This is a genomic window from Vibrio gazogenes, assembly GCF_002196515.1.
Classification (GTDB): domain Bacteria; phylum Pseudomonadota; class Gammaproteobacteria; order Enterobacterales; family Vibrionaceae; genus Vibrio; species Vibrio gazogenes_A.
Window position 1 is genome coordinate 90,311 of record NZ_CP018836.1, and the last position, 15,593, is coordinate 105,903.

Sequence of the window (15,593 nt, forward strand, 5' to 3'; positions counted from 1 at the left end):
CATGCAAGTTATTAAACCCTCAACCCTAAGCCTGCTAAAACAAACTTATGACTTTCAGGGTCATCAGTTTGTGGTGAGTGCATTGAGTTTTTTTCAGCTTGGTAAAGAACCAACATTATTGGAAGAAAATGCCCAATGGCTTCGGTTACAGCCTTATTTGTCGAAAGGCATTGTTTTGGATACAGGCCATGCCAAAGGCCGCTCTGAGTGTCTTTTAGCCGGGAAGGCCTTCGCCAAAGAGGCCAAGCCGATTCCAGAAATGATGGTGCATTTTAAAATGGGTGACGTGGCGAAGTCTGTTCGTGTGGTGGGCAATCGCACTTGTCGCTCAGGTGGTTTATTGCGCAGTCGACAGGTGAGTGCCCCTGAACCTTTTATTCAGATGCCGTTAGGTGATGCCGAGTCCTATGGCGGAAAGGGTTTTACTGAAAACCCAAAAGGCAAAGGCGTTTTGAATAAAGCTAATTTTGATAGGGAAAAAGAGGTTTACCATCTCGCTAATCTCTATCTGGCAAAGGAATCGATTGAGCCGGACACGGAAAAGCGCCGTGTGGCGAGTTTTCTACCAAGAGAGCTAACTCATCCCCAACGAGCACAATATCAAGGAACATATGATCAACATTGGTTGGACCACATCCAACCAGGGTTTCCACATGATACAGATCCTCGACTTTTTAATGTGGCACCGCCTGAACAACAACGAAAAGGCGACTTTTTACCCAGTGAACACTACGCTTTATCGGGTTTCCACCCAGAAAAAAGCCGGATAGAAGGGCATTTGCCTAATGTTTTGGTGAGGGCGTTTGTGACCCAAGAGCACCATGAACATTCAGAATTTATAGAAATTCCTACACATATTGATACGGTATGGTTTTTTCCGGAGTTGGAACTTGGTATAGCGATTCACCGTGGGGTGTTACCTGCCTATGACTCGGCGGGCTTGGATATTAAAAACCTTTTGCTTGCCCTTGAAAATGTAGGGGATAAGCCTCGTGATAAAGCTTATTTTCAGCAGGTGTTGGCAGAACGTACCCACCCGAAAACCGCCGCAGGGCATGCCTTTCATGCTTCGCAGTTACTGCCGCAACACAGCGAAGAAGAAACCGCGCGGCGCGCTAAATTGTACGCTCAGGAACAGGCCGATTATGAGCAAAAACAGGCAGCCCAGCGGCGTAAACAACTGGAAACAATGCGCAGTGAACATCCCGAGCTGGATTGGGACAAGGTGTTTGCCCGAGAACAGGCGCGAACGACGGTGAGTGAAGCGCCGGGGCCAATTCCCCAAGAGTTTATTGATAAGCGAGATTTCGATTTAACGCCTTATATCAAGTGGGCACGGCAACAGGCACAAAACGCCAAGACTAAAATGGCCGAGTCTCGTGCGCAGTTGGAAAAAAGCAGCAAGAACATGCCACCTCGTCTGGCGGATGTGGAGTCACAAAGGCATATTTTGGCACGTTTTGCTGAAGTGGTTCCCGTCCAGAGTGCCGATCAAAGCACAGATAAACCTTTACCGGCAGACGCAACAATAGAAGCGAAACAGGCCCATATGCATCGGATGATGCTTCAGTCGCAGCGGCGTACTCGCCAGCTTTCCCCCGGTGTTATGCCCAAACAACAGGTGAGTGCCGATGGTGCTGCGCTGTTGCGCCAACAGGTCATCGCCTGTGTGAAAAAGGGGGAATCACTGGCCGGGCGCGATCTATTTGGCGCCGATCTTTCCGGACTGGATCTATCAGGGCAGGATCTACGCGATGTTATGCTGGAAAAAGCCGATCTTACCGGTGCCAACTTAACCGGGTGTTGGTGTGATGGACTGGTGTTAACAGAAGCGCAACTGGAAAGGGCTCGGCTGGATCGCTGTCGGTTTATTCGGGCCAATCTTTCGCGAATCAATAGCGCCTTCGTGAGCTGTACTGAAGCGGTGTTTGATCATGCGGTGATGATAGAGAGTCACTTTGAGCAGAGTTGTTTTGAGCGAGCCCATTTTTCTCAGATGTCTATTGTGACCAGTGATTTTTCCGGGGGCTTGTTCTGTAAATCTGAATGGATCAGTGTGCGCTTGATTCAGTTGGGGTTGACGGACACTCAGTGGCAAGAGGCCACGTTAACGTTGTGTACGTTGTTGGAGTGTATATTAACCGCCAGCCAGTGGATACAAGCCTCACTGACGCGCTGTGCGCTGTTAAAGACAACGTTGGCGCAGGCGGAATTTGCCGGTGTAAAAGCCCAGCGGGTGCAGATTGATGTGACGGACTGCTGTGAGACGGTTGGGTTTGATAAGGGGCATTGGGAATATTGTAGCTTTCGTAACCTGCACCTTGTTGGCTGCCGATTGACTGCCAGTGTCTTTCAGCGTTGTGACTTTACCGGGGCGCACCTGGATAAGTGCGATCTACAAAACAGTCTTTGGCACAGTAGCCTGATTTTTCAGGGGAATATTATCAACAGTCAGTTGAATTCGGCGCTGTTTTATCAGTCGAACCTGCGCAAAACCCGGTTTGTTGATTGTAATTTGTCAGCGGTGACTTTTCACCAAACCAATTTACGTGAAGTCGATTTCAAGCACTGTGAAATGCGGCGCGTACAGCGCTATCCATTACCGTCGTTAAAGGGGTAAAAGCAAGTGATTGAAAACGAAATAACGCCAAGCATGGTTGGCCAGTACGCCAATATAGCGCAGGCAGTAGCCGACAAACGGCCGATTCAGGATATGGATTTTCGCACGCTGGATTTTAGCGGACTGGATCTGGCGCGTGCCCATTTTATCCACTGCCGGTTTGACGGGAGGCTGTTCAAACAGTGCAATTTAGATCATACCCATTTTGTTGAGTGTGATTTGAGTGACTGCCAGTTTATTGATAACGCCTGTTCTGTCACCAAGATGACGGCTTGTCGGATGATAAAAAGCCACTGGCGCGGAGATATCAGTAAACTCACTTTCAGCGATTGCGATCTCTCCGACACGCATTGGCAGCAGGTAGATTTTCAGTCCTGTGGCTTCTGTCTTGGGGACTTAAGTCACGCTTGCTTTGAACAATGTCGCTGGAAGACCGTGTCGTTTACCAAGGTGGTGATGGCAGGGGCGGTTTTTAATGGGGCGCATTTTGAAAACGTATCTTGGGTAGAAAACGATTTCACCCAGCTTACCCTGACTCAGTGCGAGTTTATCCACGTGCTGCTGCTGAAGTGCAATCTTAGTGGTTTGGATTTTTCCGGCCTCAACTTTCATCACTGTACTTGTAATAACAGCCAGTTGAACGGTGTTAATTTCCATGGTACGACGGCGAACAATTGCAATTTCTCTGCCTGTGAAATCACAGACTGTGATTTTGGCGAGGCTCAATTGGCAAAAAGCCTGTTTATCGGCAGTTATCTGAGGCGTTGTGATTTCTCTCAGGCGGAGGTTTCTAATGGCAAATTTGGCAAGGCAGAGATACGTGACTGCCTCTTTGTAAATAGCAACCTGACGCAAGCTAGCTTTAGCCATGCTGCGCTTGAAGCCGTCGATTTTACCGGGAGCAACTGCACCTACACCAACCTGAGTTATGCCAATGCGGTGAAATGTGTATTTGAGCGTTGCACCGTACTGCGCACTAATGTTCATGCGTTGGTAGAGAAGAAAAATCGATGGCAGGGCACCCCCGCAGCGGGGTTGTTGAAAACCGATAAAACCCAGCAAGCTATGGATAAGCGTTTAAGCCTTGTTATGGGCAGTCATTAAAGGAGACGAAACATGAATTCATCGTTAAAAATCAGCCAATATCTCCATCCGACTCCGATGCCGGAAAACTATATTGGCGTGATAACCCGATTTGATCCGCAGCAGTATCGCTGGGAAATTAACCAGAATTTTTTAGCTCAGGTGGCGACAAGCCTGCTGGTTAAGCCTGAGATCGGTGATTTGGTGGCCTTTATTATCTATCAGGAAGAATACATCATCACCCAAATTTTGCAGCGCACCAGTGCTGTGCGCACGACATTGCAAAGTCAGGATGAGATGTGCTGGATAGCCCCGAAAGTATCGATTCAAGCGCAGGATGAATTGGAGATGGTGGCATTCAATACGGTCTCCATCACGAGTAACAATCTGCTGCAAAGTGTACGAGAAACCTCACTGCAGCAGGCGCAAACGTTGATCCAGCATGCCGCTCAAGTCTCGATGACAGCGGATGAGGTGATGAATTTAACGGCCAAGCAACAGATGCTGATCGCAGAGGAAGAAGTTCGTATTGATGGTGAACGAATTAATATGGGCTAGCCATACATAAGAGGAATGAACATGTTTGCAAATACACAAAATACGGCCACCCATATGGGGATACCTGATGTCTGTAAAACTCAGGTAGGGCCTGCTGTGGTGCCTATCCCTTATCCCAACATTGGCATGACTGATATGGCCGAACCCAATGTAGACAATGTGATGATAGAGGCCATGCCAGTCCATAACCTGATGACAATGGTTGAGCTATCCAACGGCGATGAGGCGGGAATCGAAATGGGGATTATTTCTAGCTTAATTATGGGGCCGATTAAACATGAGCTAGGGAGCTTGAAGGTGATGTTTATGGCAGCACCTGCGACGATGATGACGTCAGTGACGGGCCAGAACGGGACCGAACCCAATGCTCCGGGCCTGACCTTAACGCCAAGCCAAGTCAAAGTGATGATCAATAGCTGACTGAGTGGCGATGATGGTGATGACCTTGGTGCACAGATGTTTCACGATGAGCCGGGTGGTGAGCGTGATGCGTCAGGGTATTTTTATACAAGTGTTTGTTGGTTGCCGACGGCGCTAATTGCGTTCTCAGTTTGGTGCCTGCTGCTAATGCCTGGCGATTTGGTACTTGTTCACCGCCCCGACCATTCAAATACTGCTGGGTTGAGGGGTTCAATTGGTGGAAGTGCGCTGACTCGGTGCGGGTCGGAAGAATCCCGCCATGGTGCTCTGCGCCCGGTTTACGCAGCGAGCCACTCGGTAGCGCCATTACTTCAAGTGTACGCAGGCGCTGTTCTGTTGCCGGGGGCGTGGAAGAAGCGTGCAGATGATGGTTTTCCAGATGCTCCCCAAAAGCTGTCCCCAATTGGTAAGTGTGGCTGGTCATTGGGTGATTCGCTCCACCGTTTTTGACGACTCGGACCATCTGTTGGTCATTTCTCAACGGGGGTAGGTAATTCATGCGCATATGGCAGCACCCTATTTTTCTTTCAGTTGCTTCGGAAGTAACTTTAAATTAGACGAAATCTGATTGGCTTTCAAATCTTGTTGTGCTAATGCGGCTTGTTCTTGTGATGGATAGCTGCCTTGTAACACGAGGTACCAAAATCGTTGATTATCAGTTGTCTTGACGATGCGGTAATGGTTTCCTGCCGGCAGGGTTTTAGCGAAGCTTTGTGCCTGGGGCAGTTGTGGATACATGCCCAGTTGCAGTGTGAATTTTGCATCCTCTGGCAGCGGGGAAGTTAGATAAAAATCGTGGATTAGAATTGGTGATGACTCCGACGTTTGGTCAATGTTGACGCTCGGAAAACCTTGCTGCTGGCCGGAAGGAGTTAGTTTTGGCAGAGACAAGCTCAGGCCGACGCCAACGAGAATAAGTGTGACTAATGTGAATATCAGTTTGTACATAAGTTCTCTTGATTGGTATATCCGAGTGTTGGACGCTGACTGTGATCAACGGTAGCATCCGTTGAACCGTGCCTCGATTGAACACATTTGTCTAGAACTTCAAGGGATGACAAGCATGTTGCAGAGCGGGCTTATGCCCGCTCAACAGACTCAAACGTCTGATTTGACCTGCCATGCGATGGTTTCACCGGCACGGATTGGGACGACGATTTCCGAGCCGAACGGGAGCACTTCAGGGACCTGCCAAGGGGTTTTGACCAGTGTGATGGTGTCAGTATTACGCGGTAAGCCGTAGAAATCCGGTCCGTGATGACTGGCGAAGCCTTCGAGATATGCCAATTTACCCGCCTGTTCAAAGACTTCTGCATACAGCTCAATTGCAGCGTGCGCGGTATAAGAGCCTGCGCAGCCACACGCATTTTCTTTGTTGGCTTTGGTATGCGGTGCCGAGTCGGTGCCGAGAAAGAATTTCGGGTTGCCGGATGTGGCGGCTTGAATCAGTGCTTGCTGATGTGTGTTGCGTTTGAGGATCGGTAAACAGTAGTAGTGCGGCTTAATCCCACCGACCAGCATGTGATTGCGGTTATACAAAAGATGGTGCGCGGTGATCGTGGCTGCGACATTCGGGCCGGCTTGTTCTACAAATCGGACGGCATCTGCCGTGGTAATGTGTTCGACGACGATCTTCAAATCCGGGAAATCGCGCACAATCGGTGCCAGCACTTCGCTCAGAAAGGTGGTTTCCCGGTCAAAAATATCGACATCATGGCTGGTGACTTCACCGTGGATCAGCAGCAGCATGCCTGTCTCTTGCATGGTTTTGAGGACGGGATAAATAGTGCTGACTGAAGTGACACCCGAATCGGAATTGGTGGTTGCGCCAGCCGGATAAAGCTTGGCTGCCACAACGATGCCGGATGATTTGGCTTGTTGGATCTCTTCTGGCGTGGTGTTATCGGTGAGATAAAGCGACATCAGGGGCGTGAAGCCGGGCTGAGGCTGAGCATCCATGATTCGTTGGCGATAAGCCTGGGCCATATCGGTTGTGGTGGTTGGTGGAACCGTGTTGGGCATAATCAGGGCACGGCCATTGTAGCGACTGATATCTTTGACTGTGTCTGGTAAAACGTCTCCGTCCCGCAGGTGTACGTGCCAGTCGTCGGGTCGGGTCAGCGTGAGTATTGTCATGAAAGATTCCACCTTTATCTCTGATGCTAAAATGTCAGTTCACCCGCGTAAATCAGGGGGGAGAACTTAGTGAATGCGTGTGAATCATAGAAGAAAAAGTAATCCATTTCATCTATTAAATATGGGCGGCTCAATAAAAGGTTACTGGAGTGCTTGGATGGGGGATTTATCATGATATGCTTGTCGGTCATGATTCAAAAATAAAGGGAAATCAGCATGTCAGCACAAGTCGATCAGATTCATATTTATCCGGTGAAATCCGTGGGTGGGATTTCACTGTCACAAAGCTGGGCGGATAAAGAAGGGTTGGCATTTGATCGACGCTTTATGTTGGCGTTAGCGGACGGCGGTATGGTGACCGCTCGGAAATTTCCCCGGTTGGTGACGGTGCGTTCGGCCCTGATGCCTGACGGCGTACTGTTTCAGGTTGAGGGTGAAGAGCCGCTGCGGATCCGCTATGCGGATTTTAAAATGCAGGAAATTGCCACCACGGTTTGGCGTGATACTTTCACGGCTTATACCACCACCGATGAAGCGAATGATTGGTTTAGCCGGGTGATTGATCGGCAGGTTGAACTGATCTTTACCGGTGAACACTCACAGCGTTATCGTGAATCGGTCGGCAATACTGTGGGGTTTGCCGATGGGTATCCTTTATTAATCATCAGTCAGGGTTCATTGGATGAGCTCAATCGCCGCAGTCCTGAACAGCATGTTATGCAACAGTTCCGAGCCAATATTGTGGTTTCCGGTACCGAACCTTTTGCCGAAGATGGCTGGAAACGTATTCGGATCGGCACCGCTGAGTTTGAACTCGTTAAACCCTGTGAGCGCTGTATTTTAACCACAGTCGAGCCAGAGCACGGTCAGTTGAGAGCGTCGCAAGAGCCGCTGAAAACATTAGTACAATTCCGGCGCGGTGCCTCCGGTGGTGTCTTTTTCGGTCAGAATATGGTGGTTCGGACTGCGGGGATGATTCAGACCGATGATGTTGTGGAAGTGCTGGAATATAAAGAAAAAGAACAATATCCGGATGAGCAGCCGCAGTGGCAAACGCTGACTTGTGTCGAAAAAGAAGAGATCGCCCGCGATTTTGTCACGTTCTGGCTGGAGCCACAGCAGGGGCAAATCCTGACTTATCAGCCGGGACAGCATTTACCGATTGCGTTAACCATCAACGGGGAAACGATCAACCGTCACTATACGTTGTCTTCCAGCCCGTCCCGGCCGGGACGACTGGCGATTTCAGTGAAGCGGGTCAGTGATGGTCAGGTGTCGAATTGGTTACTCGATCATTTTCAAATCGGAGACATCCTTCAGGCACAAGCACCCAACGGTCAGTTCCATTTGCAATCCGATTCATCCCATTATCCGTTATTGCTGCTCTCTGCCGGCAGTGGCGTCACGCCGATGTTGTCGATGCTGCGCTATCTGGCGGATCATCAACAAATGCGGGATGTGGTGTTTTATCATCAGTGTCGCTCGGTGGATGATATTCCGTGCCGTGAAGAGTTAGAACATTTGAATCATCAGCATTCGGGGTTGAAGGTGATTATTTCGCTGACACAGCCCCCTCAGGAGTGGTTTGGTCTGAAAGGGCGTTTTTCTTTGTCACACCTGCGTCAGGTACAGGATGTGGAACGGCGGCAGGTGTTTGTCTGCGGGCCGGATGGTTTTATGAAAAAAGCAAAAAACCTCCTGATGAAAGCAGGCTTGCCCGCGCACTATTATCATCAAGAAGCATTCGGGGCTCAGAAAATTGCAGAACGTCCGCACCTGAACGTGACGTTGACAATTAACGGCGAAAAGGTTGCGGGAAATAATCAACAGACGCTGTTGGAACAGGCGGAAGAGCAGGGGATTGCGATCAGCAATAGTTGTCGGGCCGGGTTGTGTGGCGCTTGTCGGGTGAAAGTCACACAAGGGCGGGTGTCTCAGCCGGATGTCCCTGCATTGGAAGATAAAGATCGCCAAGCAGGTATGGTCTTGGCGTGCTGCTGTGTTCCGGATACCGATCTTGAGATCAGTTACTAGGGGCTGTATCCCAGCAAACTCTGGCGCAATTGATTCAGTTGCGCCAGTTGTCCGTCAAAAAGCTGTTCGGCGACTTGATTGGCGGAGACACCGGATTGCATTTTTTTCTGTGCTTCACGTAATAACAAAATGAGATGGACTTCCGGTGAAATGCCTTCAACGGGTTGAGGATACTGGGTTTGCCACTGCTTGAGTAACTGCGTGAATTTGTTCTCACGCAGCTCAGGGCGGAAATGCAGCACTTCATCAGTGAGTACGCCGAGTAGATGTGGGTAAACCGTCATTTGCGGTGTGGCCTCGGCAAGGCGCGCTAATACGGCACGACATAAAGGACTGAGTGCCACAAATCCTGCCTGAGGTGGAAAAGCGTGGCGCAGGCGAGCTGAAAATTCGATACGAGTCAGACGTGTTTGCGGAAAGATTGTCAATGCATGCAGACACTGGCAGGGAATCCACAGGGCTTGCTCTGCGGTAGCTGCGTATTCCTGCTTGCCTAACCGCAATAACACCATGCCTTGCTCGACGAGAATAAGCACGTGTTTCAGCGATTTTTTCCGAGCGGTGATCTGAAGGTAGTCGGTCGTGGCTGAGTCCACTTGAATGGCGTAGTGCATGGCTGGTCTCTCTTTTTCAAACGCGCATAGGTTAACTTGTCCATCGGCAAAAGCCAAATAAACTCGACCATATTCAATTGGTTGCCTTTATTGGGCGTGATTATGATAACAAAAGGATGTGATCGATTTCATCATCATCGCCGAGAATAATGCTATACTGGTCAGACCTGATGGTCTGTTTTCTAACAATAGCTGCGAATACGGGGAAGTGTGCGTAGAATGGGCCAGTTTTTTTCGAATCATATAGTATTATAATGACATCAATCACCGATCCTTATGCAGAGATTCGTCCTTATGAAGACGATGAAATTCCTGCTGCTATCAATCGTCTTATTGAAGACGATGAATTTATTCATGCAATTGTTAAACATCGATTCAAGCACCATGCCGGATGGATACAAATCCTGATGAGTCCTTGGGTCAAAATGTATCTGAAGATCAAATGGCGGAAACTGACTTCTGTTGAGGCCATCCAGCTTGAAGTAAAAAAATACCTTGATCAGACATTAGAGACGACAACCGATGGTGTGACGTATTCCGGTCTGGACAAGCTGGATAAAAATCAGGCTTATCTGTTTGTTTCTAACCATCGTGACATTGCGATGGATCCGGCGCTGGTCAACTATGGCTTGCACATTTCCGGTCATCAAACGGTGAGAATCGCGATTGGAGATAATCTGTTACGTAAACCGTGTGCCACTGAGCTGATGAAACTGAATAAAAGCTTTATCGTCAAGCGCTCAGCCAAAGGGCCACGCGAGATGATGAAAGCGCTGGCAACGCTCTCCGGTTATATCAAAAGTTCGTTGGATACGGGTCATTCTATCTGGATTGCCCAGCGTGAAGGGCGGGCAAAAGACGGCAACGACTTTACGGATCCGGCCATTCTGAAGATGTTTCATGTGGAAGGGCGCAGTAAAAAAATTGATTTTGCCACGTATGCCAAGTCGCTGAAAATCGTGCCGGTGGCGATTGCGTACGAAAATGATCCCTGTGATTTGGCTAAAGCCAGAGAGCTGTACGAAAAAGCGACACTGGGCGCTTATGAAAAGAGAGAATTTGAAGATATTGAGAGTATCATTCAAGGGATTGTGGGCGAAAAAGGGCGCATTCATGTGACATTTGGTGACGTGATCGACCAAGATTTCGCAACACCGGATGCACTGGCAGAAGAGATTGATCGGCAGATTCATCAACATTATCAGTTGTTTCCAATCAATTTACTGGCTGCCGGATGTGAAGGCGATGACGTAACACCTGCAACCCGAGAGATTCTAAAGCAAAAGCTCGCGAGTTTGCCGGAAGGTGCGCATGAATATCTGCTCGCCAGTTATGCCAACCCGGTGAAAAACAAGCCACAAGCTTAAGTGAACCATCGAACTGAAGCTGTCTGGCAAAATGAAGTCACTCGGCAAAAAGCTCAGATCATGTTGGTGAGCAAACCGGAATTGAGAAAGCCAGAATTGATAAAGCAATAAACTGATAATTTACCGTAGCAAGGTTATCTTGCTACGGCACCGCCTAATGTTAAATTCTTCGGCCACTTTTTGATGGTGTTTCCCCCCAGATAGATATTTCCTTTCACCGTCATTGTTTCCGGAAATGCATGGATTCCTGAGCCGCCAATATATAAATTCCCTTCCACAATCAGGCCATCGGGAAGTTCCGTCAGTGGGGTTCGAATGACACTCAAGTCACCTTTGACTCTGAGTCTGGCGGGCAGCTTTTCTAATGGTGTATCGGTAAAATTGAGATAACCACCGACCCGGACACCGCGTGACCAACGTTTAATTTGGGAGCCGAGTAAATTGGCATAGCCTTTAATCTTTATGCCGGGAGGTACCGTTGCCAATTGGCAGTTGGTCGCAATCAGCGCTCCCTGAATATCAATGTCTCTTGGCAGCGTACGAATCGGGGTTCGGGAAATATTCAGATCGCGTTTAATCACCATACCGGATGGCAATTCAGTGAATGGTTTGCCGCTGAGATCCAAATTGCCATAGTTATCCAGATAATTGAGGATCTGATAATGATTTAGCCCTTGAGCAGTGGCGATTTGAGCAAAGCTGACGGCCAGTAATCCGAGAAACAGCGTCAGAAGCGAACGCACTGTATATCTACATATAAACATGTTGAACATAAAAACGCTGAATATAAACGGTGGATAGATGCAGTATGGCGGATCGATGCATGGCTTGCAATGCTGAGGCGTGGGTTAAACATCACGGTAAAAGATGTACAGCGGAGCGACATCGGATGGTTTGTTATGAGACAGATATCGGACGATAAATACAAAAAACAGACCACAGACACAAGGTATTTATGTCGGTGGTCAAAACTCACAGAACCCTAAATGGTTCTGTGATTGGTATTCATCGATGTGGGATGAGACGAACGGTTTATCCGCGGATCAGAGAGCGGGATTTAAGTTCAAAAATCAGTTTTTCGGCACTGACTTCGAACTGAAAACGGGCATGGAGTTCTTGTGCGTCGTCAGTGATTGGCGTGGTTTCATATTTCACATCAGCGCAGACTTGTTTCGCGAGTGCAATGTATTTGTCAAGTTCAGCCTGAAGTGCTGCCGCGCCATTTGCGATTACAGTGACTTCTGCAACATCGTCACCTTCTTTGATGATGTAGCCGATTTCACCGAATGTTCCGCAGGCTTCGCAGATTTCGTTTTCCATATTGTCATTTGTATTCATAAAGTTACCCCATTAGTCAGGAACTGATACTCGAATGTTCTGATTGTGTGATTGACACACGATTGCCCGAGTATATACCTGAATCACCGCCAACAAGTTGATTTATCACAATGGATAATCGCCATTGTATGAAGATTGTTCAGTAACACGTTGATTTTGTGTAACAATTGGGGATTATGAGATTGAATAAATATTTATATGTGATTGAACTCCCATAATCATCAGGATTCATGCCAAGGGGATAACAGAATTCGGGCGATATCATTGTTCCTCTCAATAGATCTGAGATGATGACCACTATATTCAGGCGCTATCATATCTGGGCGCTGGATTGAACACCATTCTATTCCAATTTGGTGACCTGATCGGAGAGAGTCAGGTGACGATATCAGCACATCAATGTGAGTCTTTGTTTGATTTGCAGGGTGGCTCAGAATGTAACCTGAGGGTCGCTTGGGTGGTGTTCATTCATTTTTGATTGAATGTTGGGACTCCGATATTGCTTGAGCAAGCAGAGAAGCAATTTGACTTCCCATATTTTTTGCATGGATCATCGGTGAAATGCCTCTTACCTTGGCATCACGTGCTGACGAAAAGGTGGGGCTCACCTCATTTTAAGAGAGTCATATTATGCCTAAGCGTAGCAGAGAAGAAACAGAAATCACGATTCAGACAATTTTGGATGCTGTCGTTTATCAGGTGCTGAACCTTGGCTATGACCGCATGTCATACACAACACTCAGCCAACAGACGGGGATCTCCCGGACAGGGATCAGTCACCATTTCCCTAAAAAGACGGATTTTGCCACGGCATTGAATAGCCAGATTTTCCTGCTTTTTACTTCCTATCTGGAGTTGGAACATGGCGTTGCTGCATTCCGTCGCAGCTGGATGCAGGCATTGGAACACAGTCAATTCGTCGCTATTTTAAGGTTTCTCTTCCACCACATTATTTCTGCTGAGCGTTCTGTCGATGTTTCCCGGCAAGGGTTAGAACGCATGTACCATCTGATAGAAGAGAAATTGGGAACCGATGCGGATAAAGAGCTGGAATGGCTGCTGGGGAAATCACTTGTGGCGATGAGCAATCATGAACTGCTGGAACCAGAAGCGGTTTAATCTAAGTGATGTGTCTGGGTGAATCATCTGGGCGATGAATGAAAAGGGCTGCAAATGCAGCCCTTTGGTTTGTTTGCCGGTTGTGAATCATGTCACCGTCATGGTTACATCAGGACGATATGGATTCATCCGTCAACGTTAATGGAAAAAATCGACCTGATGTTTCAGGTGCTCTGCCAGAGATTGCAGTGATGAAGCGCTCTCGGCTGTTTTCGCATTGGTTTGTTGGCCTTGTTGGTTCAATTGACTAATTTCTGTCGCACTTTGGGCAACATCGGCGGAAACTTGTGCCTGTTGCTCTGCCGTTGTTGCAATGGTCTGGGCTTGAGAAGCAATGGAATGAATCTGCTGAGCAATCGTTTCGAGTGATGTCCCGGCATTTTGAGACTTACTCAGCATGTTATCCGCATGGTGTTGACTATGCTGCATCAACTGGACGGCATTTTGGGTGGAATGTCTGAGCTTGTCGATAATGGTCACGACACTCTGAACCGACGTCTGCGTTCTTTGAGCCAATGTTCGGACTTCGTCCGCAACGACAGCAAAACCACGCCCTTGATCTCCGGCTCGTGCAGCTTCGATTGCTGCATTGAGGGCCAGCAGGTTAGTCTGTTCAGCAATGGCGTCGATCATTTCCGTCACGGTTTGAATACTTTCACTGTCGGTTCTGAGCTGATCGATAGCCTGAGAGGATTGTGCCAACTGGTCATTCAACTGGGCCACATCAATACATACATCTTCCACTAAGTTCAGACCAGATTGTGTATTATCGTTGGCTTGTCGGACATTATCGGCAATCGCTTCAACCTGCATGGCGACGTCTTTGGCAGAGGTTGCCATTTCTTCAATGGCCGTGACGACTTGTTCAACCTGTTCATGTTGACGTTCAGACTGGGTTAATCCGATATTGGCGTCACTGAGCACACTTGCTGACTGCGCCTGAACCTGATCACTGGTGGTGCTGATATTACCAACCAAGTGATTCAGTTGAGTCATCATGGCTGCTGCACTATTGTACAGCCGGAGGATTTCATTCTTGGTTTCTTTGGCAGCCGTTTTGATGCTCAGGCTGATTTCCCCTTGTCCCAGCCGTTCCATAATATGGCTTAAATTGATCAGTGGTTTAATGGTATGACTGAGAAATAGTGCAATGATGACAAAGGTTGCACCGCCGACCAGCGATGAAATCAGGACAATTAATCTCAGGAGTTCCTGACTGCCTTCGGTGATTTCATCAATATAGGTGCCACCAAGGAGTTTCCATTCCCAGCCGGGAACATCGGTATAAACAAGATAGCGTTCCTGTGAGTCACCATGAGCGGATTGATAATAGCGAATCAACCCTTCATTGTGTTGGAAAATATCATCGAAGATAGGATTACCGTCGGCATCTCTTTCGGCAAGTATCGAGTCCGCTTGCATATTGTCACTGCCGAGCAGGTATTTGCCTTGGGCATGCTCACGGGCATCTACAACCATGGTACTACCGGTTCGACCCCATTTGACATGATTGAGATTGCGCAAGAGTTTGGTGGTTGCTTTTTCAACAGGAACCCCGATAAATGAAATGGCGACAACCTGCTGCTGCTGATTTTTGATCGGATTATAGTAAGTGAGATAGTGGGTTCCGAACAGGCTTACTTGGGCATAATAGGGTTCACCACGGCTGAGTTTTTCATATCCCGGGTGTGATTGCCCCAGCAGCGTCCCGACTGCACGAGTGCCTTGTTTATTTTTCAATGAGGTCGAAACTCGCACCCAGTCTTGACCTGTCGGGAGAAACAACGTGGCAATGGCACCGGTATCTCGTGTGAATTGATCGACAATATTTGTTGATCCAATGACGCTTCTCCCATTGATAGTGACATCCGCCACTGGATATCCGTGGAAATCAACCACGTTATCCTGCCATGTCAATCCTTTCAGATAGCTGTGCTGAAAAGTGGATTCCAATGTTTTGCTGGTATCAAGATAAGTAAAAAACTGTTGTGATATTGATTGGGCGATCCCCTCGACTTTGGATTGGTGATCGGCCAGTGTTGAGTTTAAAAGAATACTCGCGGCACTGCGGTATACGAGTAATGCGATGGTTGAAAAAGAGATGATTAAGCAAAAGAGCATGATTACTCGTAGTTGAGTGTTAATACTCTTATTTTCGTAATAACGAATCATAGGCGTCCTATATTTAAAATGAATGGTTTAACGTCTATATAGATTTATTTTGAATTAATTAACTCACTGCCGGGCAATATTGCGTGATTCGAGTCAGTAGCACATTGATTTGGATTAACAATTGAGGTTGTT

At 48.0% G+C, this 15,593-nt stretch carries 14 protein-coding genes; 7 read left to right on the forward strand and 7 right to left on the reverse strand.

Annotated features, from left to right (window positions below):
• The first annotated feature begins 1 nt into the window (after position 1).
• From BSQ33_RS16130 to BSQ33_RS16145, 4 genes are read left to right on the forward strand one after another with little or no spacing between them, the layout of a single operon-like run.
• Positions 2 to 2,620 (forward strand): DUF2169 family type VI secretion system accessory protein, encoded by a 2,619-nt coding sequence (locus tag BSQ33_RS16130; RefSeq protein ID WP_088134657.1) that lies wholly within the window; start codon positions 2 to 4, stop codon positions 2,618 to 2,620.
• A 6-nt stretch (positions 2,621 to 2,626) separates the two neighbouring features.
• Positions 2,627 to 3,724, forward strand: a complete 1,098-nt coding sequence (locus tag BSQ33_RS16135) for a pentapeptide repeat-containing protein (RefSeq protein WP_157721419.1) — start codon at positions 2,627 to 2,629, stop codon at positions 3,722 to 3,724.
• A 12-nt stretch (positions 3,725 to 3,736) separates the two neighbouring features.
• On the forward strand, positions 3,737 to 4,261 hold the full coding sequence (locus BSQ33_RS16140) for a DUF3540 domain-containing protein (RefSeq protein WP_088134659.1): 525 nt from the start codon (positions 3,737 to 3,739) through the stop codon (positions 4,259 to 4,261).
• Between the two features lie 21 nt (positions 4,262 to 4,282).
• The gene (locus BSQ33_RS16145; protein ID WP_021019132.1) at positions 4,283 to 4,681 is read left to right on the forward strand and encodes a DUF4150 domain-containing protein; all 399 of its coding nucleotides are present in this window, start codon (positions 4,283 to 4,285) and stop codon (positions 4,679 to 4,681) included.
• Here the strand turns inward: BSQ33_RS16145 and BSQ33_RS16150 are convergent.
• The 3 genes from BSQ33_RS16150 to pyrC form a co-directional block, all read right to left on the reverse strand.
• A complete protein-coding gene (locus tag BSQ33_RS16150; protein WP_198298212.1) occupies positions 4,671 to 5,186 on the reverse strand; it encodes a hypothetical protein in 516 nt (171 codons plus the stop codon). The genes BSQ33_RS16145 and BSQ33_RS16150 overlap by 11 nt on opposite strands.
• 11 nt (positions 5,187 to 5,197) lie before the next feature.
• A complete protein-coding gene (locus BSQ33_RS16155; RefSeq protein WP_088134661.1) occupies positions 5,198 to 5,629 on the reverse strand; it encodes an SPOR domain-containing protein in 432 nt (143 codons plus the stop codon).
• A gap of 150 nt (positions 5,630 to 5,779) precedes the next feature.
• Entirely contained in the window at positions 5,780 to 6,817 is a 1,038-nt protein-coding gene (gene pyrC / locus BSQ33_RS16160) for a dihydroorotase (protein ID WP_021019135.1), read from the reverse strand.
• Between the two features lie 216 nt (positions 6,818 to 7,033).
• Between pyrC and BSQ33_RS16165 the strand changes: the two genes are divergently transcribed.
• On the forward strand, positions 7,034 to 8,851 hold the full coding sequence (locus BSQ33_RS16165; RefSeq protein ID WP_088134662.1) for a hybrid-cluster NAD(P)-dependent oxidoreductase: 1,818 nt from the start codon (positions 7,034 to 7,036) through the stop codon (positions 8,849 to 8,851).
• On the opposite strand, the gene BSQ33_RS16170 is transcribed toward BSQ33_RS16165, so the two are convergent.
• Positions 8,848 to 9,465: an AraC family transcriptional regulator gene (locus tag BSQ33_RS16170; RefSeq protein ID WP_088134663.1), complete on the reverse strand. Its 618-nt coding sequence runs from the start codon at positions 9,463 to 9,465 to the stop codon at positions 8,848 to 8,850. The two genes, BSQ33_RS16165 and BSQ33_RS16170, sit on opposite strands and share 4 nt — an antisense overlap.
• A 254-nt stretch (positions 9,466 to 9,719) precedes the next feature.
• On the opposite strand from BSQ33_RS16170, the gene BSQ33_RS16175 reads away from it, so the two are divergent.
• On the forward strand, positions 9,720 to 10,832 hold the full coding sequence (locus tag BSQ33_RS16175) for a 1-acyl-sn-glycerol-3-phosphate acyltransferase (protein ID WP_088134664.1): 1,113 nt from the start codon (positions 9,720 to 9,722) through the stop codon (positions 10,830 to 10,832).
• Between the two features lie 134 nt (positions 10,833 to 10,966).
• Here BSQ33_RS16175 and BSQ33_RS16180 read toward each other — a convergent pair whose 3' ends face one another.
• The gene (locus tag BSQ33_RS16180; RefSeq protein ID WP_198298224.1) at positions 10,967 to 11,563 is read right to left on the reverse strand and encodes a hypothetical protein; all 597 of its coding nucleotides are present in this window, start codon (positions 11,561 to 11,563) and stop codon (positions 10,967 to 10,969) included.
• A 301-nt stretch (positions 11,564 to 11,864) separates the two neighbouring features.
• Positions 11,865 to 12,170 (reverse strand): YfcZ/YiiS family protein, encoded by a 306-nt coding sequence (locus BSQ33_RS16185; protein WP_021019141.1) that lies wholly within the window; start codon positions 12,168 to 12,170, stop codon positions 11,865 to 11,867.
• Between the two features lie 630 nt (positions 12,171 to 12,800).
• Here BSQ33_RS16185 and BSQ33_RS16190 point away from each other — a divergent pair.
• Positions 12,801 to 13,289 (forward strand): TetR/AcrR family transcriptional regulator, encoded by a 489-nt coding sequence (locus tag BSQ33_RS16190; protein ID WP_021019142.1) that lies wholly within the window; start codon positions 12,801 to 12,803, stop codon positions 13,287 to 13,289.
• Between the two features lie 138 nt (positions 13,290 to 13,427).
• Here BSQ33_RS16190 and BSQ33_RS16195 read toward each other — a convergent pair whose 3' ends face one another.
• Positions 13,428 to 15,461 carry a methyl-accepting chemotaxis protein gene (locus BSQ33_RS16195; protein ID WP_021019143.1) on the reverse strand — a complete coding sequence of 678 codons (2,034 nt, stop codon included), beginning with the start codon at positions 15,459 to 15,461 and terminating at the stop codon, positions 13,428 to 13,430.
• Between the last annotated feature and the right edge of the window lie 132 nt (positions 15,462 to 15,593).